Here is a 15,698-nt window from a genome sequence, read left to right on the forward strand (position 1 = left end):
GGCCCCGAGCGCCTCGGGTGTCTACGCTGGGTGGTGTTATCGGGCAGTCAGCCGTCGGAGACAACCGGCGGCCTTACCAGCCGAGGAATCCCGTGAGTGACACCCCATTCGGATTCGGCCTTCCGCCGGAGGAGCCGGACGACGGCGACGAGGGCAAGAAGAAGGACCCGCAGAGCGGCGGTGGTCAGGGCCCGGCCAACCCGTTCGGTTTCGGCGGGCTGCCCGGCGCCGGTGGCTTTGGCGGCCCCGGTGCGGACAATCCGCTCGCTGCCATGTTCGGTTCGCTGAACCCCAACGACCTGGGCGCCGCCTTCCAGCAGCTGGGCCAGATGCTCTCGTACGAGGGCGGCCCGGTGAACTGGGACATGGCCAAGCAGATCGCCCGCCAGACGGTCTCCCAGGGCACGGCCGACGGCACCAAGGACGCGAGCGTCGGCCCCGCCGATCGCACCGCGGTCGAGGAGGCCGTCCGGCTGGCCGACCTGTGGCTCGACGACGCGACGTCCCTGCCGTCCGGCGCGGGCTCCGCGGTGGCGTGGAGCCGCGCGGAGTGGGTCGAGGCGACCCTGCCCGCGTGGAAGGAGCTCGTGGACCCGGTCGCCGAGCGCGTCGGCGCGGCCATGGGCGACGTCCTGCCGGAGGAGATGCAGGCCATGGCCGGCCCGCTGATCGGCATGATGCGCTCGATGGGCGGCGCCATGTTCGGCACACAGATCGGGCAGGCCGTCGGCGTGCTCGCGGGCGAGGTCGTCGGTTCCACGGACATCGGCCTGCCGCTCGGCCCGGTCGGCAAGGCCGCGCTGCTGCCGGTGAACATGGAGGCGTTGGGCAAGGACCTCGGCGTGTCGAAGGAGGAGGTGCGGCTGTATCTCGCCCTGCGCGAGGCCGCCCACCAGCGCCTGTTCGCCCACGTGCCGTGGCTGCGCTCGCACCTGTTCGGCGCGGTCGACGGCTACGCGCGCGGGATCAAGGTCGACACCGCCAAGCTGGAGGACGTGGTCGGCCAGTTCGACCCGCAGAACCCCGAGCAGCTGCAGGACGCCCTTCAGCAGGGCATGTTCCAGCCGGAGGACACGCCCGAGCAGAAGGCCGCCCTGGCCCGTCTGGAGACGGCCCTGGCGCTCGTCGAGGGCTGGGTGGACGCGGTGGTGCACGCGGCCGCCAAGCCGCGGCTGTCGTCCGCGGACGCGCTGCGCGAGACGCTGCGCCGCCGCCGTGCCTCGGGCGGCCCCGCCGAGCAGACGTTCGCCACGCTGATCGGCCTGGAGCTGCGCCCGCGCCGCCTGCGCGACGCCTCCCGTCTGTGGGCCTCGCTCACCGACGCGCGCGGTGTCGACGGCCGGGACGCCCTGTGGGCGCACCCGGACATGCTGCCGACGGCCTCCGACCTGGACGACCCGGACGGCTTCGTGCACCGCGAGCAGCTGGACTTCTCCGAGCTGGACAAGATGCTCGGCGAGGCGGCGGACAAGCCCGACCTCAAGAAGAAGGGCAACGGCTCCACCGACGCCAAGGACACCGACAAGGGCGACGACACCGAGTGAGCCTGTCCGACGACGCGGTCCTCGTACTGAAGAGCTACGAGGGCCAGGAAGAGCTGCGCCAGACCTACCTGGACCACCTCGCCGCACATCCGGACGGCATGTGGAAGGCGTGCCGGGCCGGTCACCTCACGGCGAGCGCCCTGGTGATCGACCCGGAGCGCGGCCGCGTGCTGCTCACGCTCCACAAGAAGCTGCGCATGTGGCTCCAGATGGGCGGCCACTGCGAGCCGCAGGACGCCTCCCTGGAGGCGGCGGCCCTGCGTGAGGCGACGGAGGAGTCCGGCGTCGAGGGGCTGACGCTGCTTCCGGGCGGCCCGGTGGCCCTCGACCGGCATGCGATCCCGGCGCCGTGCCACTGGCACTTCGACGTCCAGTACGCGGCCGTGGCCCCGCCCGACGCGGCGCACGCGGTCAGCGACGAGTCGCTCGACGTGCGCTGGTTCGGATACGACGAGGTGGCGTCCGTGGCGGACGAGTCGGTCGTACGGCTGCTGGAAGCGACCCGCGCGAGGCTCTGAACGTGGGGCTGTGAACGTGTGGGGCTGTGAACGTGTGTAAGGGGCGACCGCCATGGCGATCGCCCCTTACGTTCGTCTCCGGCGATACCGGGGCTCAGGCGTTGCTCCCCCCGAGGGAGTTCCCGCGCATGCCGAACTGGCCGAGCATCCCCGACGAGCGAAGGTGCTGCGGCGGCAGCAGCTCGCTGGGCTGCACCAGGACGTGCCCCGTGCCGGAGAACTGCATCTCCCAGCCCTCGCCGGTGGAGCCCTTGCGGCGCCACACGGCGGACGTGGAGGTGGGGGCCTGGAGCTGGGTCCGCAGGGACGTGGACCAGGCGACCACGGCGTCCGCGTCGCAGCAGACGTTCTTCTCCGGGGTCACCTCCATTACCAGCGGCTCGCCCGAGGTCATGAGCACGACCTGCCCGGACCCGGTCAGCTCCAGGTTGTAGGCACCCGCCGCGGCGATCTCCACGGCACTGTCGACCGCGACGATGCCGACACCCAGGGAGCCGTCGAAGGCGAGGACGTAGGAGCTGTCGACGGTCAGACCGCGGCCGACCTCCATGATGTGCAGGTGCTGAGCGAGGTTGGCGAGATAGACGATGCCGTTGCCCTTGCAGCGCATGAGTTCCAGGCGCTCGCCGGTCATCCGCTCGACATTGCGCCAGCTGCGGTTGCGGTACTGGCTGTCGAACTCGACCTGCCCCTCGAAGGCCACCATGGCGCCCTGGCGGGCGAGTATGGGGCTGCTGCCCCGGGTGACGTCGGTCTTCAGGAGCTGCGGGTTCTGCAGGGTGTAGCGGCCGGTGGACTCCACCGGGACGTGTGCGAAGAGTGTGCTGTGCATGATGTGCGTGGTGCTCCCTTCAGCCCCGGATCTTGAATCGGTCGCCGGTGTCCTCGCTCGGCTGGACGACCACGAAGCCCTGTCCCTTGAAGCCGATCTGGAAGGCCTCACCACTGCCCCGGCCGATGAGGGCGCTCGCCTTGACCGTGCGGCGCGCCTTCATGTCCATGCCGGTCGTCCAGGCGATCAGCGCGTCCGGGTCGACGTAGGTCTCGCGTTCGGCGCAGTCCAAGGCCATCGGAATGCCCCGGCTAACCAGCGCCACCCAGCCGGTGCCCCGGATGACGAGGTTGGTCAGGCCCGAGCCGGACAGCTTGGCGAGCCCCTTGACCGGCTCGATGGTCAGCTCCAGCGCGGCGTCGCAGGCCAACAGCGTGGCGCCGTTGACCGAGAGCGCCTCGCCGTTCAGGTGCAGGACGAGGACATCGCCCCCGTAGTCGGCGAGGTAGAGGTCGCCGTCACCGCGGCAGAGCATCAGCCTGCCGCCCTCACCGGTGACCATCTCCTCCGCCGAACGGCGCAGGGTGGCCGGCGGCCCGTCGAACTGCACATAGCCCTCGTACGCGATCATCGAGCCGGCCTTGGCCAGCAGATCGTGTCCGCTGGCCATGGTGACCTTGAGCGTCTTGGAGCTGTGCACCGTCATCCGGACGCCGGTGGAAGCGGCGCGGTGAGCGCTGAGAGTCTGGGTGTCCATGGGCCTCACACCTCGAAGGGCTGTACGACGACGAAGTTGCCGGGGGCGCCGCGGAACTGGAGGTTCACGGCCTCCGAGGTCTGCCGGGAGTAGCCGGAACGGCGCAGCCTGAGCGCGGTGGTGGTGACGGCCTGCGCACCGGCGGACCAGGCGATGACGGCGTTCCCGTCGACGTAGGTGGCCGGACCCACGGGGATCACGACCGGCACGCCGCGTGTCTTCACGGCGACCGCTCCGGTCCCCGAGAAGAGCATGCTGAACAGCCCGCCGCCCGGCAGCCCCGCGCCCTCGATACGGCGCACCTCGGTGTCCAGGGCCTCGTCGAAGGCGAGCACACCCTGCGCGCTGGTGTAGAGCTGCTCCCCCTGGAGGCGGATGACGAACACCCGACTGGCCTCGTCGGCGAGGAAGACCTCGCCGTCACCGGAACAGCGCATCAGGGACATGCCCTGGCCGGTGAGCGCCCCGGTGAGCTTGCCGAGCAGCCCGGAGCCCTTGTGGGCGAAGTCGATGTCGCCCTGGTAGGCGACCATGCTGCCCTGCTTGGCGAGGATGTTGGCACCCTTGGTGAGCGTGGCCCGCACCAGCTGCGGGTTCTGCTCGGTCCAGCGGTCCCCCACGGGGGCTTCCGCGTACTTCGTGAGGACGACACGGACGTTCGCCTCGGGCGGCACCGGCGCCAGCGTTGTGGCGCCGCCGAAGGGCTGGGCCTGGCCCGGGAAGGCGCCGGGGGCGCCCGGAGGCGCGAACTGGCCGGCGGGTGCCCCAGGGGGCGTGAACTGGCCGGCGGGTGCCCCGGGGGGCGTGAACATCTGCGGGCTCGTGGGCGCGGGGGCGGCCTGCGGCGGGACGCCGGGCGGCGTACCGAATCCGGCGGGCGGGGTGGTCCCGGCGATCGTCGGTGCCGTGTGGACGGACGGGGCCGTGGGGGCGGGGGCTCCGAAGGAGGGAGCCGGCGCGGGGGCGGGAGGTGCCGGGGGCGCGGCGGCCTGCGGCGGCGGCGCGAACGCCGGTGCCTGGGTCTGCGCCGGGGCGCCCGGTGCGGGCGCGGGCTCCTCCTCGGCGACCTCGCCGCCGAAGTTCTTCAGCAGCGCGTCGAGGCCGCCGTCGAAGCCCTGCCCGACCGCGGCGAACCGCCAGACGTCCTTCAGGTACAGGTCGCCCAGCATGACGGCCCGTTCCGTGGAGAACTCGCCGCCGGCGAAGGAGTACCGGGCGACCTCCTCGCCGCCGGCGACGATACGGACGTATCCGGGGGCGATCTGCGACATCTGGCCGGCGCCGTCGATCGTCGCCGTGAACGACAGCTTCTGGATCTGCGGCGGGATCTTGTCGAGCGTGATTCTGAAGGCCTCTGTGTCACCCGCCTGCGCGCCCAGGAGCTGGATGGATTCCTCGGGGGACTTCGGCTGGTTGAAGAAGACGAAGTACCGGTCGTCCGAGAGCTGTTCGTCGGCGTCGAGTCCGAAGCAGCTGATGTCGAAGGTCAGCCCGGGGCCGGAGATCTGTACGCCTACGTACAGATCCGTGCCCGCGGTGAGGTCACTGATCTTGGCCTTGTGGCCGCGTTGGAATTCCCTGGCCATGCGTAACGACCGTCCCCCATCCCGAATGCGAGTGCGTCGCGACAGGCTAACTGCAAAGTCGGACACCCGAGGAAGTCGGTACAGATCCGGTACAAAATCCCGCGCGGCTCCCGATACGACCCGCCGTCGGGGCGGCCGTCACTCTCCGCGCGCGGCCGGAAGGTGGGGCAACCGCTCGGCGGCGACCACTCCTTCGAGATAGCCGCGGGCCCGCTCGGTGCGCGGATACGCCTCCAGCAGCCGCCAGAAGCGGGGGCCGTGCCCGGGGACGAGCAGATGCGCCAGCTCGTGGAGGAGGACGTAGTCAACGACGTACTCGGGCATGCCCTGCAGGCGGTGAGACAGCCGGATGCTGCCCTCGGACGGGGTGCACGAGCCCCAGCGGGTGTTCTGGTTGGTGACCCAGCGCACCGAGTTCGGCCGGGCCCGGCCGTCGAAGTACTGGGCCGACAGGCGTTCGGCACGCTCGGCCAACTCGGCGTCGCCGAGGACCCGTTTGCTCTCCTGGGCGGCCAGTTTGTCGAGCATGACGCTCACCCAGCGCTGTTCCTCGGCCTCGGACATCCGGGCAGGGATGAGCACGACGGTGCGATCGCCCTCGCGGTACGCGGAGACCGTCCGGCGTCGACGGGAACTCCTGCGCACCTCGATCGCGCTCGCCCCCGAGCCGCTCGACGGCAGGCTCGTCGTACTGCGCTGTGGCGTTCCGGCGCGGTGCAGTGGGTCGGCGGGCACGCCCCGACGTTACCCGTTGCGCACAGGGGAAGTCCCGACTCCGGGTCGGTTCCGTTCCGATCCCCCACATGCGTTTGATTCATACGACTGACTTGTACGACTAACACCCCCTGCCTGTGGACAACTTTGGGCACCCGGCGCCGGGCCCGGGCATGCTGGCTCCAGCCGGCGGAGCTGCCAGACGACCTCCACCGGCAGGCGGGGACGTTCGGGGATGTTCTACGAGGGCTACGGGGGCCTGTCATGCAGTCGATGGATCCGCATCCGACGGTTTCGTTGGTTCCGCTTGTGAAGCCCGCGCTCCGGCGCGGCTGGCGTGATCTCAACACCGTGCAGTTTGGGATGACCCCGGCGCACGCGATGACGCTGGGTCCGATGGACACGGCGACGGGCAGTTTCCTCGACCTGCTCAACGGCACGCGCGGTCTGCCGCTCCTGCGGGAGGAGGGCCGTCGCATGGACTTGCCGGACGGGCATGTCGACGCGCTGGTGGAGCGGCTCGCGCGGGCCGGGCTGGTCGACGACGCCAAGGGCGGCGGGCCGGCCGCCGAGGCCCTGCGCACCAAGAAGGAGGTCCTCGACCGGCTGCGTCCCGACCTGGCCTCGCTCTCCCTGACGACGTCCGAACCGGGCGAGGCGATCAGGCTCCTGGCCGCCCGCCGCTCCCTGCGCGTCCAGGTGAGAGGAGCAGGCCGGGTGGGCGCGGTCCTGGCCTCGCTGCTGTCGGGGGCCGGGGTGGGCGAGGTCGACGTGCGCGATGTGGGCTCGGTCGAGCCGGGGGACGTGGCGCCGGGCGGGCTGCCCGCCGAGTCCGTCGGCGACCGCAGGCAGGAGGCCGCGCGGCGCGCCGTGCGACGGTCGGCGCCCGACCGCCCACCGCGCCGCGGCCCCCGCACGCCGACCGAGAGCGACGACACCGGCTTCTCCCTCGTGATCCTCGCCCCACGCGACGACATCGACGTGCACGCGCCACTCCCGTCCGCCGCCGACCCCCTGATCACCTCCGGCACACCCCATCTGTACGTTGGCGTGGTGGAGGCGACCGGGGTGGTCGGTCCGTTCGTGCTGCCGGGCGAGACGGGCTGCGCCGGCTGTCTGCACGAGGCGCGCACCGACCGTGACCAGGTGTGGCCCCGTCTGATCGCGCAGTGGCGCTCCGGCGGGCCGCGCCGGGAGCGTTCCTGCGATCTGGCGCTGGCCACGACGGTCGCGGGCCTTGCCGCCGCGCACGCGCTCGCCTTCCTGGACGGCAAGGTCCCGTCTAGCGTCGGCGCACGCTGGGAGGTCTCCCTGCCCACCCTTCACTGGCATGCGCGGCCGGTCTGGGGGCACCCCGCATGCTGGTGCGGAGCAGCGGAGAAAGGTAAGGGGGAACACACACCCAAGTACGAGGAGTCGCACGAGACAATGGCGGAGCAACAACCGTCGAAGGAGTTACGCCGTACGACACACGCGGCGCGGCTTGCTGGGACCTGGAGGGCGCATGTCTGATCTTCCCCGCAAGGCGGTCACCCGTACCGCCAAGCTCGCCGCGCTGCCGCTCGGTTTCGCCGGACGGGCGACCTGGGGACTGGGCAAGCGGATCGTCGGCGAGTCCGCCGAGCTGGTCGGCCGCGAGCTGCAGCAGCGCACAGCCGACCAACTGTTCAAGGTGCTCGGCGAGCTCAAGGGCGGCGCCATGAAGTTCGGCCAGGCCCTGTCCGTCTTCGAGTCGGCGCTCCCCGAGGAGGTCGCCGGCCCCTACCGGGCGGCACTGACCAAGCTTCAGGAGGCGGCGCCTCCGATGCCGACGCGCACCGTGCACGCGGTGCTGGAGGAGCGGCTCGGCCAGGACTGGCAGGAGTTGTTCCTCGAGTTCGAGGACAAGCCCTCGGCGGCCGCCTCCATCGGCCAGGTGCATCGCGGGGTGTGGCGCGACGGCCGTGAGGTGGCGGTCAAGGTGCAGTACCCCGGAGCGGGCGAGGCCCTGCTGTCCGACCTGAACCAGTTGAGCCGTTTCGCTCGCCTACTGGGTCCCCTCATTCCCGGTGTGGACATCAAGCCGTTGATCTCGGAGCTCAAGGACCGCGTCTCCGAGGAACTGGACTACGGCCTGGAGGCACAGGCCCAGCGGGCCCATGCCGAGGAGTTCGCCGGCGATCCGGACGTCGTGGTGCCCGATGTGGTGCATCAGTGCGATCAGGTGCTGATCACGGAGTGGATGGACGGCATCCCGATGTCCGAGGTGATCGCCGACGGCACCCGGGAACAGCGCGACCGAGCCGGCCAGCTCCTGGCCCGCTTCCTGTTCTCCGGCCCCGCCCGCACCGGACTGCTGCACGCCGACCCGCACCCGGGCAACTTCCGCCTCCTGCCCGGTGGCCCGGAAGGCGAGGACGACTGGCGCCTGGGCGTTCTGGACTTCGGCACGGTCGACCGTCTCCCGGGTGGCCTGCCGACCCCGATCGGCATCTCCCTGCGGATGACGCTCGACGGCGAGGCGGACGCCGTGTACGAACTCCTCCGCGCCGAGGGCTTCGTCAAGGAATCCATAGAGCTGGACCCGGACGCCGTCCTCGACTACCTCCTGCCGATCATCGAACCGGCCCAGGCCGAGGAGTTCACCTTCACCCGCAGCTGGATGCGCAGCCAGGCGACCCGGATCGGCGACCCGCGCTCCCCCGCCTACCAGCTGGCCAAGCAGCTCAACCTGCCGCCGGCGTATCTCCTCATCCACAGGGTGACGCTGAGCACGATCGGGGTGCTGTGCCAGCTGGGCGCGACAGTGCGCCTGCGTGAGGAACTGGAGGAGTGGCTGCCGGGGTTCCTGCCGGAGGAGGACCTGGAGGAGGGCCTGGAGGAGCCGGCGGCGGAGGCGTGAGGCTTGGCGGGAGCCTCACCACCAGGCCGAGTCCAGCCGCCCCTCAATCGCCCTGAGGTTCTCCCGGGAGCAGGTGTCGCAGAAGTACTGACGGACGCCGTTCTCCACGGAGCAGGTCCAAGTGGGCTGCGGGCCCTCGGCCGCGGTGCCGCACCGAGCGCACACAAGGGGCTCGGACTCCCTGGCGGAGCCGCCGTCGTCACTGCCTCCGGAAACACTCGTCACTCGGCGACGATATCCCCGCGGCGTGCGGATCGGCGGACACAACGCACCGCGGGGGCCGGTCCGTTCGGACGGACCGGCCCCCGCGGGAAGAGCTTCGCCTCCCTGGCCGGGAGGCCACCGCTTCAGGTGTGTTCGGGATTACTGCATGACGGCCATGGCGAGCGCGCGGCGGGCACGCAGCGAGGCGCGCTCCGCCCGGCGCTGCATCCGGCGAGCGGTCACCAGGCGCGTGGCCCGGCGTTCCCGCTCGGCGTCCTGCAGGCGCTCGTGCATATGCGCACGAGCCAGGGCTTCTGGAATGAGTTGCATCTCTCGGGTCCTGTTCTGGCGCGAGTCGATCGCACCACTGGTGGTGAAGTCTTCAGGCGCGGAGCCTGCGAGTTCGTCGATGGACGGCTTCATCGGGGCCTGCTTCTTGGGGTCGTGCGTGAGGGGGCGATCGATCGTTCCTGCGGTGTTCATGCCGAGACCGGGTTCTTGCGCGGGCGACCACGCGGCCGCTTCCGGGCTACGACGACACCCTGGACGAACAGCTCGCCACCCCAGACGCCCCAGGGCTCGCGCCGCTCCTTGGCACCGGCGAGGCAGGCCTCGACCAGCGGGCAGGTGCGGCAGAGCGACTTGGCGTACTCGACGTCGGCCGGCGACTCGGCGAAGAAGACCTCCGGGTCGTACGAACGGCAGGGGACGGGTACGCCGAGGTTCTCGATGGCGTCGTCGAGCGCGGTGAGCGCAGTGAGCGGAGTCAAGGTGGAGTCCTCCGTGAGGCCGGGCGGGGGGATCGTTTCGGAAGGCGGTACGGACGGGGCGTGCGCTTCGAGTTGCACGGTTCGTCTTCCTCGTCTGTCGTTCCGGCCCTGTTGGGCCGAGTGGCGGCTGGTACCGGGTTCTTTTCTTGTCCCGAGGCCCCTTCGCTCCGTCGTCCCCGTTCGGGGACAAACAGAAGGGCCGCGGATCCCGGATGGGGTTCCGCGGCCCTGAAGGCGCCGGCCTGATGGTCGATCAGGCTGGATCACTCCAGGGTTCTGGCCCACGGAAGGCCCACATCTGGTGGTGCTGCGTCGTCTGCTTCCGGCTACCGGCACCGGCGGCCGCAAAGGCATAGACGTGCGCCTGTGCCCCTACTGCTTCCAGTGCCTTGGTCGGTCGCTCATTGCGCTCCCGGACGGGAAGGCCCGCGAGAGACACGGAGGACGCCGGACGGACGGCAGGAATGCCGGACAGACCGGTGCCCAGGTTCGAGACGCCGAGCATGCACGTGGAGACGACCGAGCGATCGGTCACTTTGGCGGTGCTGATGGAGCTGAAGTTGATGCTGATCACTGGAATCGCCTCCTCTCGGCGTCTAGAGGGACCGGGGGTGAACCGGTCCGACGGATATGCAAGTACAGCACGAAAGCGGGGCCTCCGAGAAGGCCTCCGTTCTCGTGGCTACGAACCTATGGGGATTGCTGGGGCATGCGCAAACTATTTTTTCGACGAGTTCGCGTCAGTCCTCAACTTCTTCTCCTGCGAGGTCCTGGCCTGCGCAGATCGCCAGGACATCGGCTCCGTAGCGGTTGAGCTTGCGCATCCCGACCCCGGGGATCCGCGCCAGCTCCGCGTCGTCGTCGGGGACGGACTCCGCGATCGCCATCAGTGTCTTGTCGGTGAAGACGCAGAAGGCGGGCTGCCCGCTGCGCTGCGCCTGGACCGCACGCCACTCACGCAGCCGCTCGTAGAGCCCCTCGTCCATGTCCGACGGGCAGTCCTCACAGCGCATCAGCTTCAGCTCACCGGCGTCGGTGAGCGTGCGCCCGCACACCCGGCAGCGCGCCGGGGTGCGCTGCGCGCGCCGTGGGACAGCGGCGCCGGCTCTGCTGGTGGTGAAGCCCCGCTCGACACCCCCGGGGCCCGCGGCACTCCGTCCGGCGGCGCCGGACGAGCCGGGCCGCAGACCGTCGAGGAAGCGGCTGGGCCTGCGACTGGGACGGCCGCCGGGCGCGCGGGACAGCGCCCAGGACACGTACAGGCGCTCTCTGGCACGGGTGACGCCGACATAGAGGAGGCGGCGCTCCTCCTCGATCTGCTCGTCGGTCTTTGCGTAGGTGATCGGCATCATGCCCTCGGCGACACCGACCAGGAAGACGACATCCCACTCCAGTCCCTTGGCCGAGTGCAGGGAGGCGAGCGTGACGCCCTCGACGGTCGGGGCGTGCTGGGCGCTCGCCCGCTCGTCGAGCTCGGCCACCAGATCGCTCAGAGTGGCGCCGGTTCTGGAGGCGGCGAAGTCCTGCGCGAGGTTCACCAGGGCGGCCAGCGACTCCCAGCGCTCCCGGACGGCCCCGGAGCCGGCCGGCGGCTGGGTGGTCCAGCCCTCGCCCGACAGCACGGCACGCACCTGGGAGGGCAGGTCGACGGCGTCGTCGAGGAGGGAGTCGTTGCCGCCGAAGCGGGCCGCGCCGCGCAGGGCGACGCCCGCCTTGCGCACCTCAGGGCGGTCGAAGAACCGCTCGGCACCTCGCAGCTGGTAGGGGACTCCGGCGTCGGCGAGGGCCTGTTCGTAGGTCTCGGACTGGGAGTTGGTGCGGAACAGGACGGCGATCTCGCTGGCCCGGCAGCCCGCGTCGATGAGCTCGCGGATGCGGCGGGCGGCGCCCTCTGCCTCGGCGGGCTCGTCGGTGCATTCGGTGTAGACGGGCTCGGGGCCGGCAGTGCGCTGGGAGATCAGCTCCAGCCGGTGGTCGGCGGCGCGGCCCCGGGCCTGGGCGAGCAGGCCGTTGGCGAGATGGACCACCTGCGGAGTGGAGCGGTAGTCGCGGACCAGCTTGACGACGGTGGCCCCGGGGTGGCGGGTGCGGAAGTCGAGCAGGTGGTCGGGAGTTGCTCCTGTGAACGAATAGATCGTCTGGCTGGCGTCGCCGACCACGCACAGGTTCTCCCGATCGCCCAACCACAGCTCCAGCAGGCGCTGTTGGAGGGGACTGACGTCCTGGTACTCGTCGACGACGAAGTGCTGATACTGGGAGCGAACCTGCTCGGCGATGTCGTGCCGGTCCTGGAGGACCGCGACGGTCAGCAGCAGGACGTCCTCGAAGTCGATGACCCCGCGGGCGCGCTTGAGGTCCTCGTAGGCGGAGTAGACCTGGGCGATCTCCGCCGGGTTCCGAGGGGCCTCGCGGCCGGCCTTGGCGGCCGCGAGGGCGTAGTCGGCGGGGACGGTCTGGGTGACCTTGGACCACTCGATCTCACCGGTGACGTCCCGCAGCTCGCCCCGGTCGAGGCGGATGCGGCAGGCGGCGGCAGCGTCGGCGACGAGCTGGACCTTGCGGTCGACCAGCCGGGGCATGGAGCCGCCGACGGCTTTCGGCCAGAAGTACTGGAGCTGGCGCAGGGCGGCCGAGTGGAAGGTGCGGGCCTGGACACCGGCGGCGCCGAGCTGGCGCAGCCGGCCGCGCATCTCCCCGGCGGCACGGTTGGTGAAGGTGACGGCCAGCACGCTGGAGGGCTGGAGGATCCCGGCGCGCACGCCGTAGGCGATGCGGTGGGTGATCGCCCGTGTCTTGCCCGTGCCGGCGCCCGCCAGCACGCACACCGGGCCGTGCAGGGCGGTGGCCACCTCGCGCTGCTCGGGGTCGAGCCCTTCGAGCACCGCGTCGGCCGAGCCCGGTGTCTGCGGGAAGAGGGTGGAGTGCGTTGCTGCTGTCACACGGCCATGCTGCCAGGTCGCCGGAGACGGGTGAGCCGGTTGTCCACAGGCAGGCACTCGTAGTCGTACTAATGCGGCAGGTGTCACGTCCGGCGGACCCCGGCCACTGGGAATGGTCGTCCTTTCACATACGTTTCCCCACTGCGAGCGCACATCCGCCGACCCGCCGAAGGAGCACGAGAGACATGCAGGGCACTGTGACGATGTACAGCACCACGTGGTGCGGCTACTGCCGTCGGCTGAAGAGCCAGATGGACCGCGAGGGCATCGCGTACAACGAGATCAACATCGAGCAGGACCCTGACTCCGCCGCATTCGTCGAGAAGGCGAATGGCGGGAACCAGACGGTTCCGACCGTGCTCTTCCCGGACGGCTCGACGCTCACGAACCCTTCGCTGGCTCAGGTCAAGCAGAAGATCGGCGCGTAACCGCTGCGCGGACGTGTTCCGGAAGGCGGTCCCTGACGTGCGTCAGGGACCGCCTTCTTGTGGTGTGTCAGACGAAGCTCCTCGTCGGCAGCGGCTTGCCGTACCAGAGCTCGATCAGGCGGGCCGCGATCGAGATGCCGTACGGCGGCAGCACCTCGCCGGACTCGAAGGCGGCGCCGAGTTCGTCGCGGGAGAACCAGCGGGCCTCGTGGATCTCGTCACCGTCGACGTTGATGTCGGTCGAGGTCGCGCGGGCCATGAAGCCCAGCATGAGACTGGACGGGAAGGGCCAGGGCTGGCTGGCGACGTACTCGACCTGGCCGATGGTGATCCCGGCCTCCTCGAAGACCTCGCGGCGCACCGACTGCTCGACGGCCTCGCCGGGTTCGACGAACCCGGCGAGCGTCGAGAAGCGGCCTTCGGGCCAGTGGACCTGACGGCCCAGAAGTATGCGGTCGTCCTCGTCGGTGACGGCCATGATCACGGCGGGGTCGGTGCGCGGGTAGTGCTCGGCACCGCAGGCCTGGCAGCGGCGGATGTGGCCGGCCGCGGCGATGACCGTGCGTTCGCCGCAGCGGGAGCAGAAGCGGTGGGTGCGCTGCCAGTTCTCCAGCCCGACCGCGTGCACCATCAGACCGGCCTCGCGCGGCGACAGGAGCAGGCCGGCCTCGCGCAGGCCGGCCGCGCGTGCGGACTGGTCGATACGCCCGGGAAGCGCGTCCTTCTGGAGGGCGAAGTAGCGCACGCCCTCTTCGTCGATGCCGAGGAAGTAGCGGTGTGCCTCGGTGAGGGGGGCCTCGAAGGACGGGGTCATGACGAGTTCGGTACGGCCCTCGGCCGTCTCGTCGATGAGGACCTGGCCGCCGGAGACCACGAAGCAACGAGTGGTGGGGTGGCTCCATGCCGCCGCGAGCCAGGCCTCGTCGAGCCGGTGGTGGGCGGCCCGGTCGATGCCGCTCGGAGCGGTGAGCGAGATGGGGCGGTCGGCGGTGTGGTCGGTCCAGGTGGTCACGAGTGCTTCCAACTCCCCCGGGGGAAAGGGTGTTTCGCGGGCGGTTCAGCGGGACGTACGGCGGGAGGCGACCGGGTCCGGCGGGGCGTGGCGGTACGGGGCGGTTCTTCCAGTGTGCCCCGCGTGCCAGGCCGATCCGGGCGGTGCGGGACGGTCAGGGCGCATGGCGCCAGTTCTCCGCGAGGTCGCTCCAGAGGTACGCGGTGGTCTCGACGCCCTTGAGGAGGAGGTCCAGCTCGACCTTCTCGTTCGGGGCGTGCCAGCCGTCGGACGGGACGGAGATGCCGAGGAAGAGCACGGGTGCGCCGAGGACCTCCTCGAGGTCGGCGGCCGGTCCCGAGCCGCCCACGCGAGTGAAGCCGACGGGCTTGTCGAAGGCTCGGCCCATGGCGCGGACGACGGACTGCAGGGCCGGGTGGTCAAGCGGCGTCAGGCACGGGCGCGTGGCCGCGCCGAAGGAGATCTCGTAGCGGATTCCGGCGGGCACCTGCTCGGCGGCCCAGTCGCGGACGGCCTTCTCGATGCGATCGGGGTCCTGGCCCGCGACCAGCCGGAAGGAGAGCTTCAGCAGGGCGGAGGACGGGATGATCGTCTTGCTGCCGGGTCCCTGGTAGCCACCACCGATGCCGTTGATCTCGGCGGTGGGGCGGGCCCAGATGCGCTCCAGGGTGGTGTGCCCGAACTCACCGTGGATGGCGTGCGACTTGGCCTCGCGCAGCCACTCCTGCTCATCGAAGGGCAGCTCGGCGAAGAGTGCGCGTTCGCGGTCGGTGAGCTCGACGATGCCGTCGTAGAAGCCGGGGACCGCCACGCGCTCCTGCTCGTCGTGCAGGGCGGCGACGAGGCGGGCAGCGGCCGTGGCCGGGTTGGGGACGGCGCCGCCGAAGGCGCCGGAGTGGATGTCCTGGTCCGGGCCGTACAGCCGTATCTCGCACTCGGCGAGGCCGCGCATGCCGGTACATACCGTGGGGGTGTCCTCGGACCACATGCTGGTGTCGGACACGATGACGACGTCGGCGGCGAGCCTCTGCGCGTGCTCCTGGACGAGTGCGCGGAAGTGCGGGGACCCGGACTCCTCCTCGCCCTCGATCAGCAGTTTGAGGTGCACGGCCGGCGCGGTACGGCCGGTGGCGGCGAGGTGGGCGCGGACGCCGAGTGTGTGGAAGAACACCTGGCCCTTGTCGTCGGCCGCCCCGCGCGCGTAGAGACGGTTCTCCCGGATGACGGGCTCGAAGGGCTCGCTGTCCCAGCCGTCCTCGCGGGCGGCGGGCTGCACGTCGTGGTGGCCGTAGACCAGGACCGTGGGCGCCTCGGGGTCGTCGGAGGGCCATTCGGCGAAGACGGCGGGCGCGCCCGGTGTCTCCCAGACCTCGGCGGTCGGGAAGCCGGTCTCCTGAAGCCTGGCGGCGAGCCAGTCGGCGCTGCGACGTACGTCGGTCGCGTGGTCGGGCTGGGCCGACACGGACGGGATGCGCAGCCACTCGGCGAGCTCGTCGAGGAAGGCGGCACGGTGCCGCGCGATGTACGTACGGGCGGCGCTGACGGCACTGTCAACGGGCTGGCTCATGGTCAC

At 70.9% G+C, this 15,698-nt stretch carries 16 protein-coding genes; 5 read left to right on the forward strand and 11 right to left on the reverse strand.

The annotated features are described in order from the left end of the window. Positions 1-92 precede the first annotated feature (92 nt). Positions 93-1,544 (forward strand): zinc-dependent metalloprotease, encoded by a 1,452-nt coding sequence (locus tag OG252_RS18635; protein ID WP_329337348.1) that lies wholly within the window; start codon positions 93-95, stop codon positions 1,542-1,544. Then, the gene (locus OG252_RS18640) at positions 1,541-2,062 is read left to right on the forward strand and encodes an NUDIX hydrolase (RefSeq protein ID WP_266434031.1); all 522 of its coding nucleotides are present in this window, start codon (positions 1,541-1,543) and stop codon (positions 2,060-2,062) included. Before OG252_RS18635 ends, OG252_RS18640 begins: the two co-directional genes overlap by 4 nt. Positions 2,063-2,156: 94 nt before the next feature. On the opposite strand, the gene OG252_RS18645 is transcribed toward OG252_RS18640, so the two are convergent. The 4 genes from OG252_RS18645 to OG252_RS18660 all read right to left on the reverse strand — a co-directional run bounded on the left by OG252_RS18645 (position 2,157) and on the right by OG252_RS18660 (position 5,912). Further along, the gene (locus tag OG252_RS18645) at positions 2,157-2,894 is read right to left on the reverse strand and encodes an AIM24 family protein (protein WP_329337350.1); all 738 of its coding nucleotides are present in this window, start codon (positions 2,892-2,894) and stop codon (positions 2,157-2,159) included. 19 nt (positions 2,895-2,913) lie between these two features. Next, complete coding sequence (locus tag OG252_RS18650) at positions 2,914-3,591, reverse strand: AIM24 family protein (RefSeq protein WP_266434035.1); 678 nt, start codon at positions 3,589-3,591, stop codon at positions 2,914-2,916. A 5-nt stretch (positions 3,592-3,596) separates the two neighbouring features. After that, positions 3,597-5,177, reverse strand: a complete 1,581-nt coding sequence (locus OG252_RS18655; protein WP_329337352.1) for a TerD family protein — start codon at positions 5,175-5,177, stop codon at positions 3,597-3,599. 138 nt (positions 5,178-5,315) lie between these two features. Then, positions 5,316-5,912 (reverse strand): M48 metallopeptidase family protein, encoded by a 597-nt coding sequence (locus OG252_RS18660; protein ID WP_266434039.1) that lies wholly within the window; start codon positions 5,910-5,912, stop codon positions 5,316-5,318. 276 nt (positions 5,913-6,188) lie between these two features. Here OG252_RS18660 and OG252_RS18665 point away from each other — a divergent pair, with 276 nt between their 5' ends. Together OG252_RS18665 and OG252_RS18670 are read left to right on the forward strand one after the other, a co-directional pair. After that, the gene (locus tag OG252_RS18665; RefSeq protein ID WP_329345158.1) at positions 6,189-7,403 is read left to right on the forward strand and encodes a TOMM precursor leader peptide-binding protein; all 1,215 of its coding nucleotides are present in this window, start codon (positions 6,189-6,191) and stop codon (positions 7,401-7,403) included. After that, positions 7,396-8,772: an ABC1 kinase family protein gene (locus OG252_RS18670; RefSeq protein ID WP_266434041.1), complete on the forward strand. Its 1,377-nt coding sequence runs from the start codon at positions 7,396-7,398 to the stop codon at positions 8,770-8,772. The genes OG252_RS18665 and OG252_RS18670 overlap by 8 nt, the downstream gene beginning before the upstream one ends. A gap of 15 nt (positions 8,773-8,787) precedes the next feature. Here the strand turns inward: OG252_RS18670 and OG252_RS18675 are convergent, their stop codons facing one another. The 5 genes from OG252_RS18675 to OG252_RS18695 form a co-directional block, all read right to left on the reverse strand. Next, positions 8,788-8,997 (reverse strand): hypothetical protein, encoded by a 210-nt coding sequence (locus tag OG252_RS18675; RefSeq protein ID WP_266434043.1) that lies wholly within the window; start codon positions 8,995-8,997, stop codon positions 8,788-8,790. A 138-nt stretch (positions 8,998-9,135) separates the two neighbouring features. Then, positions 9,136-9,459, reverse strand: coding sequence for a hypothetical protein (locus OG252_RS18680; RefSeq protein ID WP_266434045.1), 324 nt, complete (start codon positions 9,457-9,459; stop codon positions 9,136-9,138). Next, complete coding sequence (locus OG252_RS18685; protein ID WP_252546277.1) at positions 9,456-9,824, reverse strand: WhiB family transcriptional regulator; 369 nt, start codon at positions 9,822-9,824, stop codon at positions 9,456-9,458. The genes OG252_RS18680 and OG252_RS18685 overlap by 4 nt, the downstream gene beginning before the upstream one ends. 175 nt (positions 9,825-9,999) lie before the next feature. Further along, the gene (locus tag OG252_RS18690) at positions 10,000-10,320 is read right to left on the reverse strand and encodes a hypothetical protein (protein WP_329337358.1); all 321 of its coding nucleotides are present in this window, start codon (positions 10,318-10,320) and stop codon (positions 10,000-10,002) included. A gap of 166 nt (positions 10,321-10,486) precedes the next feature. Beyond that, complete coding sequence (locus OG252_RS18695) at positions 10,487-12,685, reverse strand: ATP-dependent DNA helicase UvrD2 (RefSeq protein ID WP_329337360.1); 2,199 nt, start codon at positions 12,683-12,685, stop codon at positions 10,487-10,489. Between the two features lie 185 nt (positions 12,686-12,870). Between OG252_RS18695 and OG252_RS18700 the strand changes: the two genes are divergently transcribed. Then, on the forward strand, positions 12,871-13,113 hold the full coding sequence (locus tag OG252_RS18700; RefSeq protein ID WP_266434053.1) for a mycoredoxin: 243 nt from the start codon (positions 12,871-12,873) through the stop codon (positions 13,111-13,113). Positions 13,114-13,180: 67 nt separating this feature from the next. Here OG252_RS18700 and nudC read toward each other — a convergent pair whose 3' ends face one another. Next, entirely contained in the window at positions 13,181-14,125 is a 945-nt protein-coding gene (gene nudC, locus OG252_RS18705) for an NAD(+) diphosphatase (protein ID WP_329337361.1), read from the reverse strand. A 154-nt stretch (positions 14,126-14,279) separates the two neighbouring features. Further along, positions 14,280-15,692 carry a dipeptidase gene (locus tag OG252_RS18710; protein WP_329337362.1) on the reverse strand — a complete coding sequence of 471 codons (1,413 nt, stop codon included), beginning with the start codon at positions 15,690-15,692 and terminating at the stop codon, positions 14,280-14,282. Positions 15,693-15,698 lie beyond the last annotated feature (6 nt).

This window comes from Streptomyces sp. NBC_01352 (assembly GCF_036237295.1).
GTDB classification, from domain to species: domain Bacteria; phylum Actinomycetota; class Actinomycetes; order Streptomycetales; family Streptomycetaceae; genus Streptomyces; species Streptomyces plumbiresistens.